Genomic DNA, 17,188 nt, shown 5'->3' on the forward strand with positions numbered 1-17,188 from the left:
ATAGGAGTATATAGTCGCCTCATAGATCCTGTATTACGGCTTCGCCTAATACAGGCTACAATCTGGAGTTGATTTGGCAAGCTGTGTTTCAATTTGTTTGTGTACTGGAATTTAAGCAATTAAGTTAGTCAGGTACCACACAATAGGCATGACTCTGCTTCAATGACGTAGCCCGTATTAGGCGAAGCCGTAATACGGGAAGTTTAAAGCTTCATAGATCCTGTATTACGGCTTCGCCTAATACAGGCTACAATCTGGAGTTGATTTGGCAGGCTGTGTTTCAATTTGTTTGTGTACTGGAATTTAAGCAATTAAGTTAGTCAGGTACCACACAATAGGCATGACTCTGCTTCAATGACGTAGCCCGTATTAGGCGCAGCCGTAATACGGGAGGTTCAAAGCTTCATAGTTCCTGTATTACGGCTTCGCCTAATACAGGCTACAATTTGGAGTTGATTTGGCAAGCTGTGTTTCAATTTGTTTGTGTACTGGAATTTAAGCAATTAAGTTAGTCAGGTACCACACAATAGGCATGACTCTGCTTGAATTTAAAGTCAATTCAACCCTGCTTCGTTGTAACCGAACAAGAACCCTCATCCCTAACCCTTCTCCCTTTAAAAAAGGGAGAAGGGCTGGGGATGAGGGTTTTCGCTCAGGGAACACATTCTCGGGTAAAGTGAACACTTGCTCCAAGACGCCTTGGTGCTCTTTAATAAATTCATTATTGCTACCTGATCGCCAAATGCTATTTTTCTTCCATTATCCTATTGAATTTAAGGTCAATTCAACCCTGCTTTGTTGTAACCGAACAAGAACCCTCATCCCTAACCCTTCTCCCTTTAATAAGGGAGAAGGGAACTGTTCTGTGCCTGTACTCGTAATTTGGATACAGATAATGAATACAGGCCTAGCTTTGCTCCCCTTCTCCCTTTAATAAGGGAGAAGGGAACTGTTCTGTGCCTGTATTCGTAATTTGAACACAGATAATGAATACAGGCTTAGCTTTGCTCCCTTCTCCCTTTAATAAGGGAGAAGTGAATTGTTCTGTGCATGAATTCGTAACTTGAACGCAAATTATGAATACAGGCTTAGATTTGCTCCCTTCTCCCTTTAATAAGGGAGAAGGGAACTGTTCTGTGCCTGTATTCGTAATTTGAACACAGATAATGAATACAGGCTTAGCTTTGCTCCCTTCTCCCTTTTTTAAGGGAGAAGGGCTGGGGATGAGGGTTTCCGATCAGGGAACACATTCTCGGGTAAAGTGAATACTTGCTTCAAGACGCCCTGGTGCTCTTTAATAAATTCATTATTGCTACCTGATCGCCAAATGCTATTTTTCTTCCATTATCCTTTTGAATTTAAGGTCAATTCAACCCTGCTTTGTTGTAACCGAACAAGAACCCTCATCCCTAACCCTTCTCCCTTTAATAAGGGAGAAGGGAACTGTTCTGTGCCTGTATTCGTAATTTGAACACAGATAATGAATACAGGCCTAGCTTTGCTCCTTTCTCCCCTATTAAAGGGAGAAGGGAACTGTTCTGTGCCTGTATTCGTAATTTGAACACAGATAATGAATACAGGCCTAGCTTTTCTCCTTTCTCTCCTATTAAAGGGAGAAGGGAACTGTTCTGTGCCTGTATTCCTAATTTGAGTGCAAGTTAAACACTAATAATATGGGATAGTCAGGGTAACGCTGAGGACTATACAAAACTTTAAGGCCATTACCGACTATACTTTTATTGTTCGAGGTTAGGTAGCAATCTGAATAATCATGTTGGTTCTGTTCATTAAGCTGAGATGAGTATTCGGTTACATTATCTTTTTAGTCAAAAGGTTGGGCAGAGATGAAACTCAATGTGACAGAATATGTTTTACGCCATCATCAACAGCGACAGAACCATCCAGCGTTGTTGCTTGTGGATGATGTAGGCCTTTATCAATCGATCAGTTATTCTCAATTATATCACGATGTATGCTGTTTAATTGCCGGATTGAAGCGTTTAGGCGTTTTGGATAAAAGTATCGTTTGTATACAGGCAGATGATGTTTACGATTTGATTTTGTTGTTTTTTGCCTGCAATGGATTGGGATGGATTCCCTGTTTATTGTTGAATCATTTGAGTGAAGATGAAACCGATTACATCTTACAGGACACTCAAGCTGCACTATTTTTTTGCTTAAAAACTGAAACAAATCCGATAACTAATCCTGCTGCAACACGAACGGTAGGGCAAAAAGAGTTTCAAGAGTTAAAAGCAGCTCCAGTCGAACCTTTTGTACCACAAACACATTTTAACGACCCGGCTTTTCTTTTTTATACCTCAGGCAGCTCAGGACATCCAAAAGGAGTATTACATGCGCAACACGCCATTCTGGCAAGAGAGCTTAATATAAGAAGCTGGTTGACATTAACGGCTGAGGATCGGGTAATGCAGACAGATAATCTGTGTTGGACCTATTCCATGTATACAGGTCTACTGGATCCACTTATGGTAGGGGCTACAGCCGTAATAATTAAGGCCTCAAATAATACTTCTCTTGCGGAAAGTCAGATTACTCCCGAACAATGGTTAAGAATAATTGATTTTTATCAGGTCAGTATTCTTACGTCCACTCCAGATATCCTGCAATCTATAGCTGCTTCCAATTTGCTTTCCAATTATCCAAATTTGAAATTAAGACAGGTGGGCGCAGCAGGGTCTATGATGATGGAGAAAACTCAGGATTTGTGGATAAATCAGTTCCATTTCCCCATCTATATTGCATTAGGTATGTCAGAAATTTCAACATTTATCAGTACGGGACCCAATGTTCCTTATCGTAAAAATAAACTTGGTATCATTCAACCGGGCAGAAAAGTTGCTGTAGTGCCGATAGAGTGCAGAGAGCAACCTGTTCCCGCAGATACACCGGGTATGTTGGCAATTCATCGTGATGAGTTAGGGTTAATGATTGGCTACTTGCATGATACGGATCCTGAACGTCATTACCGTGGTGACTGGTTCTTGACCCAGGATATTGTCAGCATGGATAAGGAGGGGTATATCGAATATTTAGGACGGGCTGATTTGATCATAAAAGTGAACAGTGGCTTTCGAGTTTCACCATTAGAAATTGAACATGTACTTAATCTACACCCACAAGTAATCGATTCCGCTTGTGGCGCGCGTTTAGAACCCAATGCCGGGAGCAATCAAATTATTGCTTATGTAGTCGTCAACGCATTGCAAGCTGAAGTCGTTGAAAGCATTATTCATTTACTTAAAGAGCATTTGACTGATTATAAAATTCCCAATCAATTGTATTTTGTGACCAGTATTCCGCGCAGTAATCGGAATAAAATTCTCCGAAATGAGTTGGGCAAATTGGTCCCTATTCAAGTACATTCAATCGAAATTTAACGACGGATTGACAACGGATTCGTGGCTTGGACAAACTAAGGCGCTCATAACCAGTATTCGAAAATAGAATAGTGGTTATTTATATTTTATATAACCAGACTTATGCCACAAGAATTTAGAAGAAAAAAGATGTATCCTTATGATTTTATGTGCTTTTTTAAAATTCACCCATAGAGACATTAGAATATGAAAATCTCTTCGTCATCTCAAGTCTGATTGCCGTTATTGTGATCACTCAATATAATCTCTATCCGTTGCTAAAGAGGAGTCCTGATTTGATGGATGAGGTACGCACAGTAAGATCGGAGCATCCCGTGAGTGCCGGGCAAGAATCAGCGATAAATCTCTGTCAAACCAGTTTACAGAGTAGTGAATTCAGTAATGAGGCTAATGATAAACTGGAACAATTAATTAAAGAATTCAACTGGTCTAATCAAACACCCTTAGTACCGCAGGAAACTGATTCCAGTGCGAATATCCAGTCTGTTGATTCTGCGGAATATCAGGATCATGATTTAAAAAATACAAGTAGGATAATGCAACAACAAGCCGCATTTTTTACCCCCTCATTACCTACGGGACAAACAAAGCAAAAGCAGGTTTCAAATGAAGGACATAAGAAATCAGAGCATACTTTAAGAAAAGAAAATGCGCTGTACGCTCTTAATGTCGGCTTTGGTGTGGGTTTGGCTTGTGGAATGATAGGAGTGCCATTAGGATTTTTTGGTCTCTTTGCTCTGGGAGTTACTTTGTCAAGCATGGCTGCGGGTTTCATGGCTTTGGGTATCGTTATGGCCCTTTATATTCTGCATAGCGAACGCAAGGATGAACGTATTAGTTCAGCAATCTCCCGCACTATTTGAGGAGATAGCGCATCCTTCATAATCTGTGTCGTCTCGTAAATTGTATGCATAACTTCTAAGAATTGGGATGTATCAAGTCTCCTCCAAAACGTTTTGCTACAAAACAATCCGCATTGATAGACGTAATTAAAAAACCTTCGACTGTATTCGTGATATGGAGGTGTTTTGTATTATGATCAAGCACATTGAATTTGATCCTCGACTACAGGAGTTTAATCTTATGTATAAACTTTGTTTCAATGTTCCTGAAACACATCTTGAACTAGTGAAAAATGCCATTTTCGCAGCTGGAGCAGGAGCTATTGGTAATTACTGCAAATGTTCATGGCAAATATTAGGGGAAGGCCAGTTTATGCCGTTAGCTGGTAGTAATGCATTTATCGGTGCAATAAATCAGTTAGAAAAAGTAGCGGAATATAAAGTAGAGACTGTTTGTGAGAGCTCATGCATCAAGGAGGTTATTGACGCCTTAAAAAGCAGTCATCCCTATGAAACGCCTTCATATGAAGTTTGGAAATTAGAGGAATTTTAATTATGGAACATGAATAATCATCGGTGTGGATTTACTCTAAACCCGTTTTACAACCAGAATAATCGTACCCAAAGGTACAATAGAGACATTCCTATAACTGGAATAATTACAAAACCAAGAAATAGATGTATCTGGGTGCGATTTTCTGCGGATGAGCGATAAAATTTTTTAAATTTCTTGAAAATAGACATGAACATCAGCCTTTTATCTATTGAATTCATGACAGAATACTATGGAACTCATGTTCATTAAACATTCTATTTGATTCACGTATAATTATTGAGAAATCGGAAGTGTTTTTCTTGATGCCAAACCCTACATATTGGGCGGTTCATTAATTATCAAGGGGAAGTGGTGAGTTGCTCAGTTAAGGTAATAATGGATATCATCGGGCAACTAATAAAAAATTACTGAGGCACTATGACAGGCAATTATCTGACCACATCGCTGACACCAGAGCTTTGTTGTTCCAATATTAAATCCAGTCTTTCTTTTTACGTTGAGTTGCTTGGATTTAAAATTCAATATCAGCGGGAATATGAAGGGTTTGCAATGATTGAACGGCAAGGTTCACGTATTATGCTGGATGAAATAAGAGGGAATTCTGTTACGGGTAGTAAACGAGTATGGCTTTCAGCGCCTATGGAAACACCCTTTGGCAGAGGGATTAATCTGGAGATTAAAACCAACCAGGTTGAACAGTTATATCAACGCTGCGAAGAATCAGGAGCTACTATTTTTTTACCTATTGAAGATAAGTGGTATCGAGCAGATAACGTAGAGATTGGAAATCGCCAATTTATAGTTTTAGATCCGGATGGTTACATGCTGCGCTTCGTACACGATCTTGGCGTGCGTAAAGTGGGTGAGTAGTGAACATCCCTCAATAAAGTGCGATGTTTTGGGATTTTTAATCCAGAATATCGGATTTTAGTGTGGTTTAATTAATTATTTATGAGAACGCTTCATTTCCTGGGTTGAAAAACCACTATTCTGTATTGCATACTGCATTCCTGACATCAATACACAAAGAACCTAATGAATAAACTACAGAAAATCTCCTGCCCAATCTGTGGCAAACAAAATACCTGGCATTCTGAAAATAACTTCAGACCTTTTTGCTCTGAACGATGTAAACTGATTGATTTGGGCGAGTGGGCCAACGAAACTCGAAAAATTCCTGGAGACCCCGTTGATCCCAATAGTTCACCTGTTGGCAACGATACACCTGATGAGTCTGGAGAACAGTTCTTTTAATTGTTTTATTCTTGAGATATTAGATGAGCTTATGTCCCACTTACTGAGCAGTGAGGGTATGAGCTTTGATGCTTCAGGATATCAAAGCCTTCATTAGAGTTGTAACCCAGCATCATGTTCTTTATTAAATTCAGGCAACTGGTGTTTTATGGTATCAAGAGCCTCTTCAAGTCTATTGGCTTGTGCAATGGCTTTAAATACAGTTAAGCGTTTATCTATATGCGCTGTATTCCTGGTGGGATTTTGTTCTTGTATTTGAGTATTCTTTTCGATGCCTTTCTCAGCAATTGCTTTAATCACTGCAAAATCATCATTGGCTTGTAATGCTTTGATTAAATTAACTAAATTAGGATACAGCTGCGCTTTCATAGACACTCCAGGCTCGACAAATTGACCGCTTTGCAAGATGGAACATAACTCTGCAGTGTACTTTTTATCCGAGTTGGTTGCTTGTTTCGACATTAAATCCAGATCAGTTGGATCCTCCGGTCTTGGGGATATGCCAAATTTATTCTTATATTCATTCCATTCTTCTTTAATCTCTGTCATTTCTGGACTATCATCCAAACTGTTTATATAAAGTTCTGTTAAATCAATGAATGCAGGTGTTGAGTGATGCGTGCTATTAAGTAAAATAGCTATCCCTTCACTCAAACCGTAGAGCTGTTCATATTCTTTATATTCCTCGCTGTTTTTATCCAGTGAATCTCTTTTGGTAAATAAAATCTCACCTGATTTTTCGATTAAATCTTGAACTTTAGTACTTAAAATAGGACCAAATTCACTTTTATTTTTCTCGATAATTTGCGTTAAATGACTTGCAGACAGTCCGTATTTACCTTTAATTTCAGCCCATTCCATTTTAATGGCCCTTGTTTCTTCTGTGTCGTCCAGAATGTTGATAAACAGCTCTGTCATATCAATAGCTTGTGCTGACACGGGTTGCTTTTCATCAAAAAGAACGGACATTCCACGTATAAAATCGATGAATTTTTCGTTTAATTTCATTTCGGTAGCATTATGTAGGGTTACGCTGTGTTCCAGAATCATATTTTCTGCTTTCGCTATCATTTTACGTATCTTAATGTTTCCTTCTTTCCATTTTGCAATGTTTCTATTGAGATGGCCTTGTCGAGTATTCAGATTTTTAGAGGTATCTTCTATAAGAGCGTTTAATTTCGGTTCAATCTGGCCCCATTCATCTGCTGAAAATTCGCTTTGATGATCGTATAGAAAATCACTTAAAACATTAATGGCAGAAAAAACACAGTTCTTTTCTGTTAAATCATTAGCTGCATCACGCAGTCCAGGCATTAGAGTATATTTTTTTTTACTGTCAGCTTTAACTTCTTCAAAATAGTTCAGGAATTTATGTACCATGTCTGAAGACATCTCAAAGCTGAGCGAGTCCAGCTTTGGGTGCATTAACATAGGACTATCATCTTGCCATGATGCTTCCTTGGATCCTTTAAGCTTTTGAGCAATTGAATGATGAAGTATGTTTTCCAGCCAATAACTGGCAACTGGAAGAACCATATCCAGATCATTATTTGGAGAGAAGCCTTCTGTTATTATATTTTCCCCATTATTAACAACATTTATGGCAGTATGGCCACTAAAGGTACGTTTTTCCTTAATCCAATCAATAGGATTGGTCGATCTGGGAACTGTTATTATCTGGATAGCGCTGAGAGTTGACGCTGCAGCTAAATCAGTCATGATGTATCTCATTCGATTAATACATACTTAAAATATTAGACCAATTTTAGTCCGTTTGGCGTTTTATTAAACAGTAAATTCATTGGCTTCAGGGTTGGATTGATGTAGAAATAGCATCAGATAGGGAAAACAACAGATCAGGAGCCAGTCTTGTACTTCGTGCCTTTGAATTTTTTTATTGGCGGTTTTACAGGATTGTCCATAATTTCGTGAGGAAGTCGGGATTGAGCGATTTAGAGCATTAGGAGTTTATAGAACTGAGTCATCGAATCTTAATATTGTATTAATATTTGCCTGTCATAATACGCGCAAAAAAACAGGTTGAGTACAATAGATGAAAAGTGTAAAGCTGCTGGAAATTCTCAATGAAGTAAAGCAACCGGATGAACTTTTAATTCGACTTGACGAAGCGAATTTTGCAGTCACCGAATTTACGGAGGAAGGCGATTCAATACTGCACGTACTGGCTAGGGCAAATCTGGCTAAAAACAGTGGTTTTTCAGAATATCTTACAGTATTGATGGCTGCCGGAGCTGATCCCAATGCTGTCGACAAACAAGGTAACGGTTTTTTAAACGACTTTTTAAAGAATGCAAGGTTATGCGATGTGCACAGAATCTTCGATCTATTATTGGACAGTAACGAGTTTAATATCAATCAAACACCTGAAAATGGCCAATCATTGTTTGAATTTCTCTATAATTTAACTGAATATCATCAAAGAGAACTGTTTCGAAAATTAATAGAACATAAAAAGTTCGACCCTAATCAGAAAACCTCTAAACATAATTCCGTGTTGTTGCATATGATCTCTGAGCCTGTGTATCAACATAGACAGCAAATGTATGGTATGGCAGCACATGCTAAGACGAATCCCAATATTAAAAATAAAAATGGACAAACCGCTTTGGCCTTGCTTCTGTCAGATATTCAATACAAGAATATGAGTTTGATTTCCCCGTTAATTGACCATGAGCAATGTGATATTAATGCTTTAGATCAAGAGGGTAATAACTATTTGCAACTTGTGAGTATTCATTGCAGATATCAGAGCGAGGAGATTGCAACACTACTGATCAATAAGGGTATTGATGTTACGCATAAAAATAATGAGGGAAAAACAGTATTTGATTTAATTAGTGAAAATAAAGCGGGCAGATCGGATTATGCAAATAAAAAATTATTCCTGGATATGCTCAAGCTTCACCCATCATCACTCTTTGAAAAAAATTCAAGTGGCCTGATGATTTTGAGAGAATTATTTAGAAGCCAGGATTATACCATCACTTCAGAATTTAGTACTCTTCTTGAATTATGCAAAAAACAAAAAAACAGTACTGAGTTACTTAAAAATATAATATCGGATTGTTTTGATGATTTTAGGAACAAACGAATATCTGAAGCATCAATCATCTCGTTAAGCAAAGCAATCATTGAGGCCGATATTACTATAGACTTAGAATATTGCCTCGCTCATATTGTTATTCATCCTTCTTTTTACCAAAAAGAGGAACTCTATAATAGTCTTACAAAGCTCGCCCCGGAAGTTAATCTAAACACAATTATTAGCCATGTGAAGCGGTTAACTAAAGAAAACAGCGAAGATCGAGCGGAGGGATTACATTTTGTTACAGAGTTAGGTCTTCAACTGGATTGTTTCGATGGGGAAATACTTGCCTTGGAAACAGACTATCTGCGAAACAAATCAAAATCCGGGATTGATAGAGACTCCAAAATGTTGGGACATCTCTTTTCATTAAGCGGGTCAATTCCTGTTAATAATCATCCACTCAAACTTACTGGCGGTTTTTCCTCGGATACCGCTCCATTTCTGATGCATTTAATGAATGCCTACGTATCACATTGCGAGACAAGTGGAGCTCATAGTGAACATCTGGAGGGTATTCGGCAAGTACGAAACATGACAGTAAAAGCAGTGCGTTTTTATTTTCTGTCTAAATCATGGCCAAATTATTATCCTTCAATGAAAAATTCCAGGGACAGGGTTGTGTCATCTATGATAGAGGACAGCAAAAACACTGGTGTCGAATTGATCACTGGTTGGACAGGGCATGCAGTTAACCTCATCGTCAAACAGGATAACTTATATCGCAATAATGGCGGTGGATGCAGTACTGATGCCACGACGGAACATTACAAAATCTCCAAACCAGAGAATTTAACCCCGGCAGTGATTGAAGAGCTCTATGGCAAGAGTCATCAAGAATCAAATAAAACCTACATTCAACGTGATTTGCATGCCATTCTCGGCTTGATATTTGAGGGGATGATTGCCGGAACATTTCAGACTGTTGGTAATTGTAGTCTTGAAAGCCTGATTATCGCTTTGAAAATAAAATATCGGTTGTTTTTTCCTGAACACATAGCCGACGAATTATTCACCGACACGGTGAGATTTTTCGAACAGTTTTATTTGGCAGAATACCTGTCTCAGTATTCCAATAATTCAACACTACCTCATCTATTAATGCGGTTAATCATTCAGAAGTTAATACCAGAGGGACAGCTTGAGTTAGCAGGTACCTTATTAAAAGATCATTTTATCTCTCAAGCGAATCAGGAGATTATGCAGGTTGAATTCATGATTCATCGATGGAAGCTGCGTTTTAATAGCGGGTCTACAGGTCGGTTTGATACGCAGCTACACACTCTGGGTGTGGAGCTCAAACCTGACATGAATAGACGCCTGCAACTGTTGGAGCGTTTTTTGAATGATGAAGTGACTGGTGATGATTTGGATGAATTGAGATCATGGCCTGCAGATCAGCAAACCTTCCAGGGGTATCATTTATTGCACTTTGCCATAATGAATAACAATACAGCGCTTGTTACTCAGTTGATTCAGATGTTTCCCTCAGCAGTTAATCAAACAAACTGGTTCGATCAAGAGCCTTTGTGCCTGGTTCAATCGGTTGAAATGATTGATCTATTAATCAAGGCAGGAGCCAGTACATCCAGGACTGAGGACGATAATGCATTAGACTACGCGATTAAGGCGAACAGAGTCGATTTGGTCAGTGCTTTACTTAAAAATGGTGCTCAACCCAGTGAATACAGTGCTTATTATGCCGCCACCAAGGATCCAAAGATTTTACAGTCTTTAATGGAATATTATCCCGCTACTATTACAAAACCTACTCACAATCACAGCAGTGCTATTCATGCTGCAGCACGTAGTGGTCATAATGAAAATCTTCGTACCCTGGTTTATTACGGCGGGGCAAATCCTGCTGCGAGTGATGTGAATGGGGTTACACCGATTCAATTAGCCCTTAAAAATGGACACAATGATACCGCTCGTTTATTGCTTCAATATCCAGGTACGTTATTCAAGTCACCGCATCGTGGTGATTCTGTTGTTAAGATGGCCAAAGACGACGATCTGCAGCGGACAATTAAACTAAAGAAAAAGGAAAAGAAGGCGGATCTGAAGCATTTTGAGACCTTTAAAAACAGCAATCCAGGTGTCGTTGAAGAGGATATTGATTATCTTCTTTTAGCCATTCATTTTAAAGACGTCCGTGCTATACGAGGATGTTTACTCGCATACCCGGATATTAAAGTGGTCAATAATAGCAAACTCTATTGCACTACTCCGTTGGCAGCAGCCATACAAAATCTGGCTCAGTTAAAAGGGAAAGACTATGATGAAGCATTTGAAATAGTCCAATTGCTTATGAAAACTCCAGGTATTGACATTAATGCATGCATGGCAAGCTCAGAACCGATCCTGTTCATGGCTACATCCATTAATGATGCCGCAGTACTTGATTTGTTCCTTGCTGATCCCAAACTGGATCCTAACCAGCGGGATAATGTTGGATATACTGCCCTACATGATGCTGTGGAACGAGGGCATTTAAGTTGTGTTAAGCGATTACTGCAGGATGAACGGGTTGACAGTACTCTTGTGAACCATAAGAACAAAACTGCCGCGGATCTTAAAAGTTTCGATGAGGGCGTCAAAGAATGCTGTGAAGAAGTAGCCAGGCACCAGCAGATTAAGCAAGGTAACACATTCGGAATGGCGGTATAGGATGGCGGACTTTTCCCCAAGATTCCTTATTTGTGACTAAGATTCAGATAAGATGTGCCGCTTGAATTTCACCAGATATGCCAATAGTTCATGAATTGTTAATTGAACGAGTATCTGGTGTTGTTTTGAATACTCTAGTTGTGGCGTTAATCTCATTAGATTCATTGCTTGTTAAGCCAAACTGCTTTCGATAATCTAATTTCATCTATTGACGTTTCAACACTCGCTCAGATCAGATATTCTGAAATTGATTAATGGATTTTTACATTCACAATTTCAAAAGGCTATCTAATGTTTCAATGGTTACAAGAATGGTGGCAGGAACGCATTGTGCGACGTTCACTCATAACTAATGATGAATGGAATGTTGCGTTTCAAAATTTGCCATTACTCCATCGCTTGAGCGATCAGGAAAAAGCCCGATTAAAACGCTTAGCTATTTTATTTCTTTATTACAAAACTTTGGAAGGCGTTGGTGATCTGAAAATCACTACCGCCATGCAGTTAACTGTTGCTTTGCAGGCTTGTTTACTCATTTTAAACCTTGGATTGCATTGGTATGATGGATGGGTCTCAGTGGTGATCTATCCTGGTGCCTTCTCAAGACAAAGCAGAGAGGTGGACGAGTTTGGTATAGAACATCTGGGCAGAACCAATCTGAGTGGTGAATCCTGGCAGCGTGGCCCAGTCATTTTGTCCTGGAATGATGCAGTACACCATGGCGAAATTGATGGCCACAATGTGGTGATTCATGAGTTTGCGCATAAGCTGGATATGCGTAATGGTCGGGCAAACGGTTTTCCGCCACTCCATAAAGGTATGTCTGCTCAACAATGGGCAGAAGAATTCAATAAAGCTTATTTTGATTTTGGACTTCGTATTCAACAGCACAATCCTATTCCTATTGATCATTATGCTATTGAATCAGCAGGGGAGTTTTTTGCAGTATTCACCGAGTTATTCTTTGAAAAACCGATAATTATCAAAGATTATTATCCAGCAATATATGATTTGTTAGTTCTGTTTTACCGCCAAAATCCTGTAGAAACATTTATTTAACTGAAGCCTCGTCTGCAACATGCTCCAGTACTTCTGATTCATCATACCTGATTGGAATATAAACTTAATCAGTTATATACTGAATTTATGATGAATTGATACTATGAAAGACAATATCATGTGTGCAATCTTTTTGAACTGGGTTAACAAGTAGAAGCTACGGTACTTTATCCTGTTTTTTTGAGATGGTGCCGTGCGAGGTGATGGAAGATTGTATACCCGGCAGCACGTCAGGTGAAGGGGCACAATATGGCGTTTCTGACACGTAAGGCAGTCGCATATGACGTGTTGAACAGCAAGCGATTTGAGGCTGAGCTTGTCATTGTTGCCATGAAAACAGGTACACCACTGAATGAAGCACGCAGGGAAGCTTATCGCGCACTTCGATCCTTGGTGAGCATCCAGAGTCCATATTTTGGCTTCCTGATGGATCGAGTATTAGGGGCGCTATACACACGGGCGTGGTCTCTAGATGTTGATTGGGAGGCGCTGAAGTGTCTGCAGCAAGAGAACGCTAACAAATCCCTGGTTTTTCTTCCTACGCATCGTTCGTATGCCGACAATTTCATTCTGGCGAAAGTTCTGCGATCAATTGGGATGCCGCGTAATTACGTTTTAGGCGGTGAAAATCTTCGTTTCTTCCCTATTGGCACCATTGGTCGTCGAGCGGGGGGCGTGTTCATTCGGCGCAGTTTCAAAGACGACGAAATCTATAAGCTGGCGGTGCGTGAGTACATGCGATACCTTGTAAACTCCAGAGCCAATCTGGAGTGGTATATGGAAGGCGGCCGGTCCCGAACGGGTAAGCTGAGACCTCCAAGATATGGACTTCTCAGTTACCTCGTCAGAGCGTTAAACAATGATGCTGTCGAAGACATTTTGCTTGTTCCTGTGTCAACAACATATGACCAGTTACAGGAAGTGGGAAAGTTGGCAGCTGAGGAAATGGGCGTCGCCAAGGAAAAGGAGAATTTCCGTTGGTTCGCTAACTATGTAAAGGCACAAAAAAGAAAATATGGCAAAGTCTATGTGCGCTTCGGTCAGCCATTTTCCCTACGCGAGGCTATTCTAAGCGAAGACAATCAATCCCTTCGATGGACAATTGACAAGATTGCTTTTGAAATGTTCCAGCGTATTAATCAAGTTACGCCTGTGACGGCGCAAGCGCTTGTTACTATTGCACTGCTCAGCGTTCACGATCATGCACTCACTTTAAAGGAGGTTCAGGACGTGATTGAGCCTTTATTAGAGTATGTTGCTCAGCGCGACTTGCCGCTTACTGCTCTTGGTCATTTACGCAGCGCGCATGGAGTAGAGGACGTGTTAAATACTCTTGTTCAATCGGGGGTAATTGGTCGGTATGACGGTGGTTTGGTATCAGTATTCTATATTGAGCCAGGCAAGCATTCGGTTGCCGCGTTTTACCGTAACAGCGCAATTCACTGGTTTGTCAATCGTGCTATTGTCGAACTTGGCGTGATGGCCGCTTCGCGCGAAGGAACAGGTGATGCCATTGAATGTGGACTTGAGCAGGCCTTCGCTATGCGCGACTTGTTGAAATTTGAATTCATTTTCAGTGAGAAATCTGTTTTTGAAGAGGAAATCAAGAATGAAGCGAAGTTGATCGATCCTGATTTGCGTCATCTGGTTCCCGGTAAGGCCGTCAGTTCATCGGTTCTCGAGAGGGCTCCGTTTTTGATTGCGCATCGTGTGTTGCCAGCATTTCTCGAGGCTTATTTCATTGTTGCGGATCAATTGGCTGCGCACCCATCGGAAGTGCCTGTCGATGAAGAACTCTTTCTTGCGCGTTGCATTGCGGTCGGCAAGCAATATGTTTTGCAGAAGCGCTTGCGCAACCCTGAGTGTGTCAGTCTTGAACTCTTTCGAAATGCTCTTGCTTTAGCAGCTAATCGCAGTTTGTTGCTGATGGGAGTCGAGGATCTTGGGGATAAGCGGCGTCAGTTTGCTGAAGAAACTGCAACTGCCGTGGCTTCTGTAGCGGCGATTGGTGAACTTGATTATCGGTTACATCATCATGGAGAGGAGTTACTCTGATGTCTATAAGCAAAGCCATCGCCGCAGTTGAAGCAGGTCCGAAAGGACCCGAAATTGGCGCTTTCTTTGATTTCGATGGTACGTTAATTGATGGTTATTCCGCGGTACCTTATTATTCAGACAGGATTAAGCGCCGTCAAATGAGGCTGGGCGAGGCAGCGGACATTATCAGGATGGCCTGGCGCAGCAACATCGATGAAAACGAATTTGCTACTTTTATTGGCAAGAGCATCGCTGAATGGGCTGGTCATCCAGAACAGGAGATGGCCGAACTCTGGTCTCGTTTATTCAAGAGTAAGATCGCAGGGCTGCTTTTTCCTGAAGCTTGGCTCCTTGTGAAAACACATCAAAAAATGGGGCATACAGTGGTGATCGCATCTTCGGCTACGCGCTACCAGATTTCGCCACTTGCTGAAGCGTTAGGGGTTAAGCATCTATTGTGTACACGTGTGATGGTGCGTGATGGTACTCTGACGGGTGGTATTGAGGGGGCGCCGTTTTGGGGTGTAGGTAAGGCAGATGCGGTGCGAGATTTTGCAAAAGAACACCGCTTAGATCTTGCGCGCAGCTATGGTTATGCAAACGGCAAGGAAGATATTGCTTTCCTGAAGACCGTAGGACATGCGACAGTTGTAAATCCGAAGCGATCACTGCTTGAGGTTGCTCAAAATGAACACTGGCAAGTGTTGCGCTTTGCAACGCGACGTAAGGCATCGGTAGTGACGCGTGTACGCAGTTTGGGAGCATATTCCGCACTGATGCTCACGTCGATGATTGGTTTCCTGTACGGCGTGACGACAGGGAAAAAACGTAAGGCTGCAGAATGGATCTGTACGACCAGCAGCGATGCCATGTTGGCTATCACGGGTATTCACATTGAAGTTCTGGGTGAGCGTCACCTGAGGGAGCATCGTCCGTCAGTGTTCGTGTTTAATCATCAAAGCTTTGTTGATGGTTACGTTCTTTTTAGTCTTCTACGACAAGGTATTACCGGTGTTGCCAAACAAGAAATCATTAATACTCCGCTTATAGGAAGGCTATTGCGTGGTCTGGACTTTGCATTCATTGATCGCAGTAATACCTGCAGCGCGATAGAAGCAATGCAGCCGGCCGTCGATAGACTACGGGCTGGGCTAAGCATCGCGATAGCTCCGGAGGGTACACGAAGTCTCACTCCGAAGTTGGGTCGATTTAAAAAAGGAGCTTTTCATATCGCAATGCAAGCCGGTGTACCTATTGTGCCAGTGGTTATTCGCAATGATTATGAGGTCATGGTGCGAAAATCGTTGCTATTTCGACCTGGAACAGTGCAGGTATGTGTTTTGCCGCCTATCGATGTGACGCACTGGAATCTTGAAGATCTTGACCACCATATTGCGGCAGTGCAGGAACTTTTTCAAAAGACCCTTGATGATTGGCCTGTATCTGAGTCTTAACTGCATGGACAAGGCTTAACCTCTTGCCAACCGGAAACACTATTTATGAGAACCTGTTTTTTCAGGAGGGAGTTAAAGAAGTTGGATTAAAAAACATTGAAACTGTTGTTCCATTCTCTTTTCCTCTATTTTTAAAGAATAATTGGATGTTATGTTTTAATAAATAAGTATTCAAATTAGTAAGACCTATACCAACTCCGCCGATGAAATAGTGTTCCTCTTTTCCTTCGGATTGAATATCCTCTATGCCAAAATGCTGACCAGGAACTTTATCACAAAAACCTCCTGCATTGTCTTTGATGCTAACAATTAAATTGCTATCAGATTTTTTTATTACTATTTTAAAGAGTAAGGAGTGACCAATAGTTAATCCTCTTTTTGCAAATGCATCATAGGAGTTTTCAACCAGTTCCCCTAACCAATTATCAAAACCTTTAGGAATCTTTAGAGAGGTATGAGCATTGAAGTAATCTGTTATTTTGGCTGCAATTTGTTCTGCAATATCAACGGGATGATAGGGATCAGAACTCTTTCTTGTTGTGAATTCTTTGGCGTTAATCGTAGTGACCGGTATGAAGATAGAATGTTCAAAGACTTTAACGAAACTTTTCTTTCTTTCAGAGTCATTCATTCGTTGAAAATGCGAATACATCATTTGAATTTGAATAAAAATAATGAATGACAGTATAACTGAACTTTCCTTAAGATTATCTTAATAAGGTAATTGAGATGCACCTGAGTAAAATGTTCACTTTTATTGTTTTATGTGATCTTATTTTGTGCTAAAATGCCAAAATAATATCTATATG

General features: G+C 40.4%; 11 protein-coding genes. 9 read left to right on the forward strand and 2 right to left on the reverse strand.

All coding sequences use genetic code 11. The features are described 5' to 3' along the window. Positions 1-1,844 precede the first annotated feature (1,844 nt). The 5 genes from IZU94_RS04255 to yacG all read left to right on the forward strand — a co-directional run bounded on the left by IZU94_RS04255 (position 1,845) and on the right by yacG (position 6,053). Positions 1,845-3,401: a class I adenylate-forming enzyme family protein gene (locus IZU94_RS04255; protein WP_203108332.1), complete on the forward strand. Its 1,557-nt coding sequence runs from the start codon at positions 1,845-1,847 to the stop codon at positions 3,399-3,401. Between the two features lie 278 nt (positions 3,402-3,679). Then, positions 3,680-4,264, forward strand: coding sequence for a hypothetical protein (locus IZU94_RS04260; RefSeq protein ID WP_203108334.1), 585 nt, complete (start codon positions 3,680-3,682; stop codon positions 4,262-4,264). A 220-nt stretch (positions 4,265-4,484) separates the two neighbouring features. Further along, positions 4,485-4,796: a YqfO family protein gene (locus tag IZU94_RS04265; protein WP_203108380.1), complete on the forward strand. Its 312-nt coding sequence runs from the start codon at positions 4,485-4,487 to the stop codon at positions 4,794-4,796. 420 nt (positions 4,797-5,216) lie between these two features. After that, complete coding sequence (locus IZU94_RS04270; RefSeq protein ID WP_203108336.1) at positions 5,217-5,669, forward strand: bleomycin resistance protein; 453 nt, start codon at positions 5,217-5,219, stop codon at positions 5,667-5,669. A gap of 165 nt (positions 5,670-5,834) precedes the next feature. After that, positions 5,835-6,053: a DNA gyrase inhibitor YacG gene (gene yacG / locus IZU94_RS04275; RefSeq protein ID WP_203108338.1), complete on the forward strand. Its 219-nt coding sequence runs from the start codon at positions 5,835-5,837 to the stop codon at positions 6,051-6,053. 93 nt (positions 6,054-6,146) lie between these two features. Here yacG and IZU94_RS04280 read toward each other — a convergent pair whose 3' ends face one another. Then, entirely contained in the window at positions 6,147-7,772 is a 1,626-nt protein-coding gene (locus tag IZU94_RS04280) for a hypothetical protein (RefSeq protein ID WP_203108340.1), read from the reverse strand. Between the two features lie 334 nt (positions 7,773-8,106). Here IZU94_RS04280 and IZU94_RS04285 point away from each other — a divergent pair, with 334 nt between their 5' ends. The 4 genes from IZU94_RS04285 (at position 8,107) to IZU94_RS04300 (ending at position 16,379) form a co-directional block, all read left to right on the forward strand. Next, positions 8,107-11,829: an ankyrin repeat domain-containing protein gene (locus tag IZU94_RS04285; protein ID WP_203108342.1), complete on the forward strand. Its 3,723-nt coding sequence runs from the start codon at positions 8,107-8,109 to the stop codon at positions 11,827-11,829. 291 nt (positions 11,830-12,120) lie between these two features. Further along, positions 12,121-12,888 (forward strand): M90 family metallopeptidase, encoded by a 768-nt coding sequence (locus IZU94_RS04290; protein ID WP_203108344.1) that lies wholly within the window; start codon positions 12,121-12,123, stop codon positions 12,886-12,888. 249 nt (positions 12,889-13,137) lie between these two features. After that, a complete protein-coding gene (locus IZU94_RS04295; RefSeq protein WP_203108346.1) occupies positions 13,138-14,943 on the forward strand; it encodes a 1-acyl-sn-glycerol-3-phosphate acyltransferase in 1,806 nt (601 codons plus the stop codon). Next, positions 14,943-16,379, forward strand: coding sequence for an HAD-IB family hydrolase (locus tag IZU94_RS04300; protein ID WP_203108348.1), 1,437 nt, complete (start codon positions 14,943-14,945; stop codon positions 16,377-16,379). Before IZU94_RS04295 ends, IZU94_RS04300 begins: the two co-directional genes overlap by 1 nt. A 61-nt stretch (positions 16,380-16,440) precedes the next feature. Here IZU94_RS04300 and IZU94_RS04305 read toward each other — a convergent pair whose 3' ends face one another. After that, on the reverse strand, positions 16,441-17,010 hold the full coding sequence (locus tag IZU94_RS04305; RefSeq protein ID WP_203113978.1) for an ATP-binding protein: 570 nt from the start codon (positions 17,008-17,010) through the stop codon (positions 16,441-16,443). Between the last annotated feature and the right edge of the window lie 178 nt (positions 17,011-17,188).

This window comes from Legionella bononiensis, assembly GCF_016786215.1.
GTDB lineage: Bacteria > Pseudomonadota > Gammaproteobacteria > Legionellales > Legionellaceae > Legionella > Legionella bononiensis.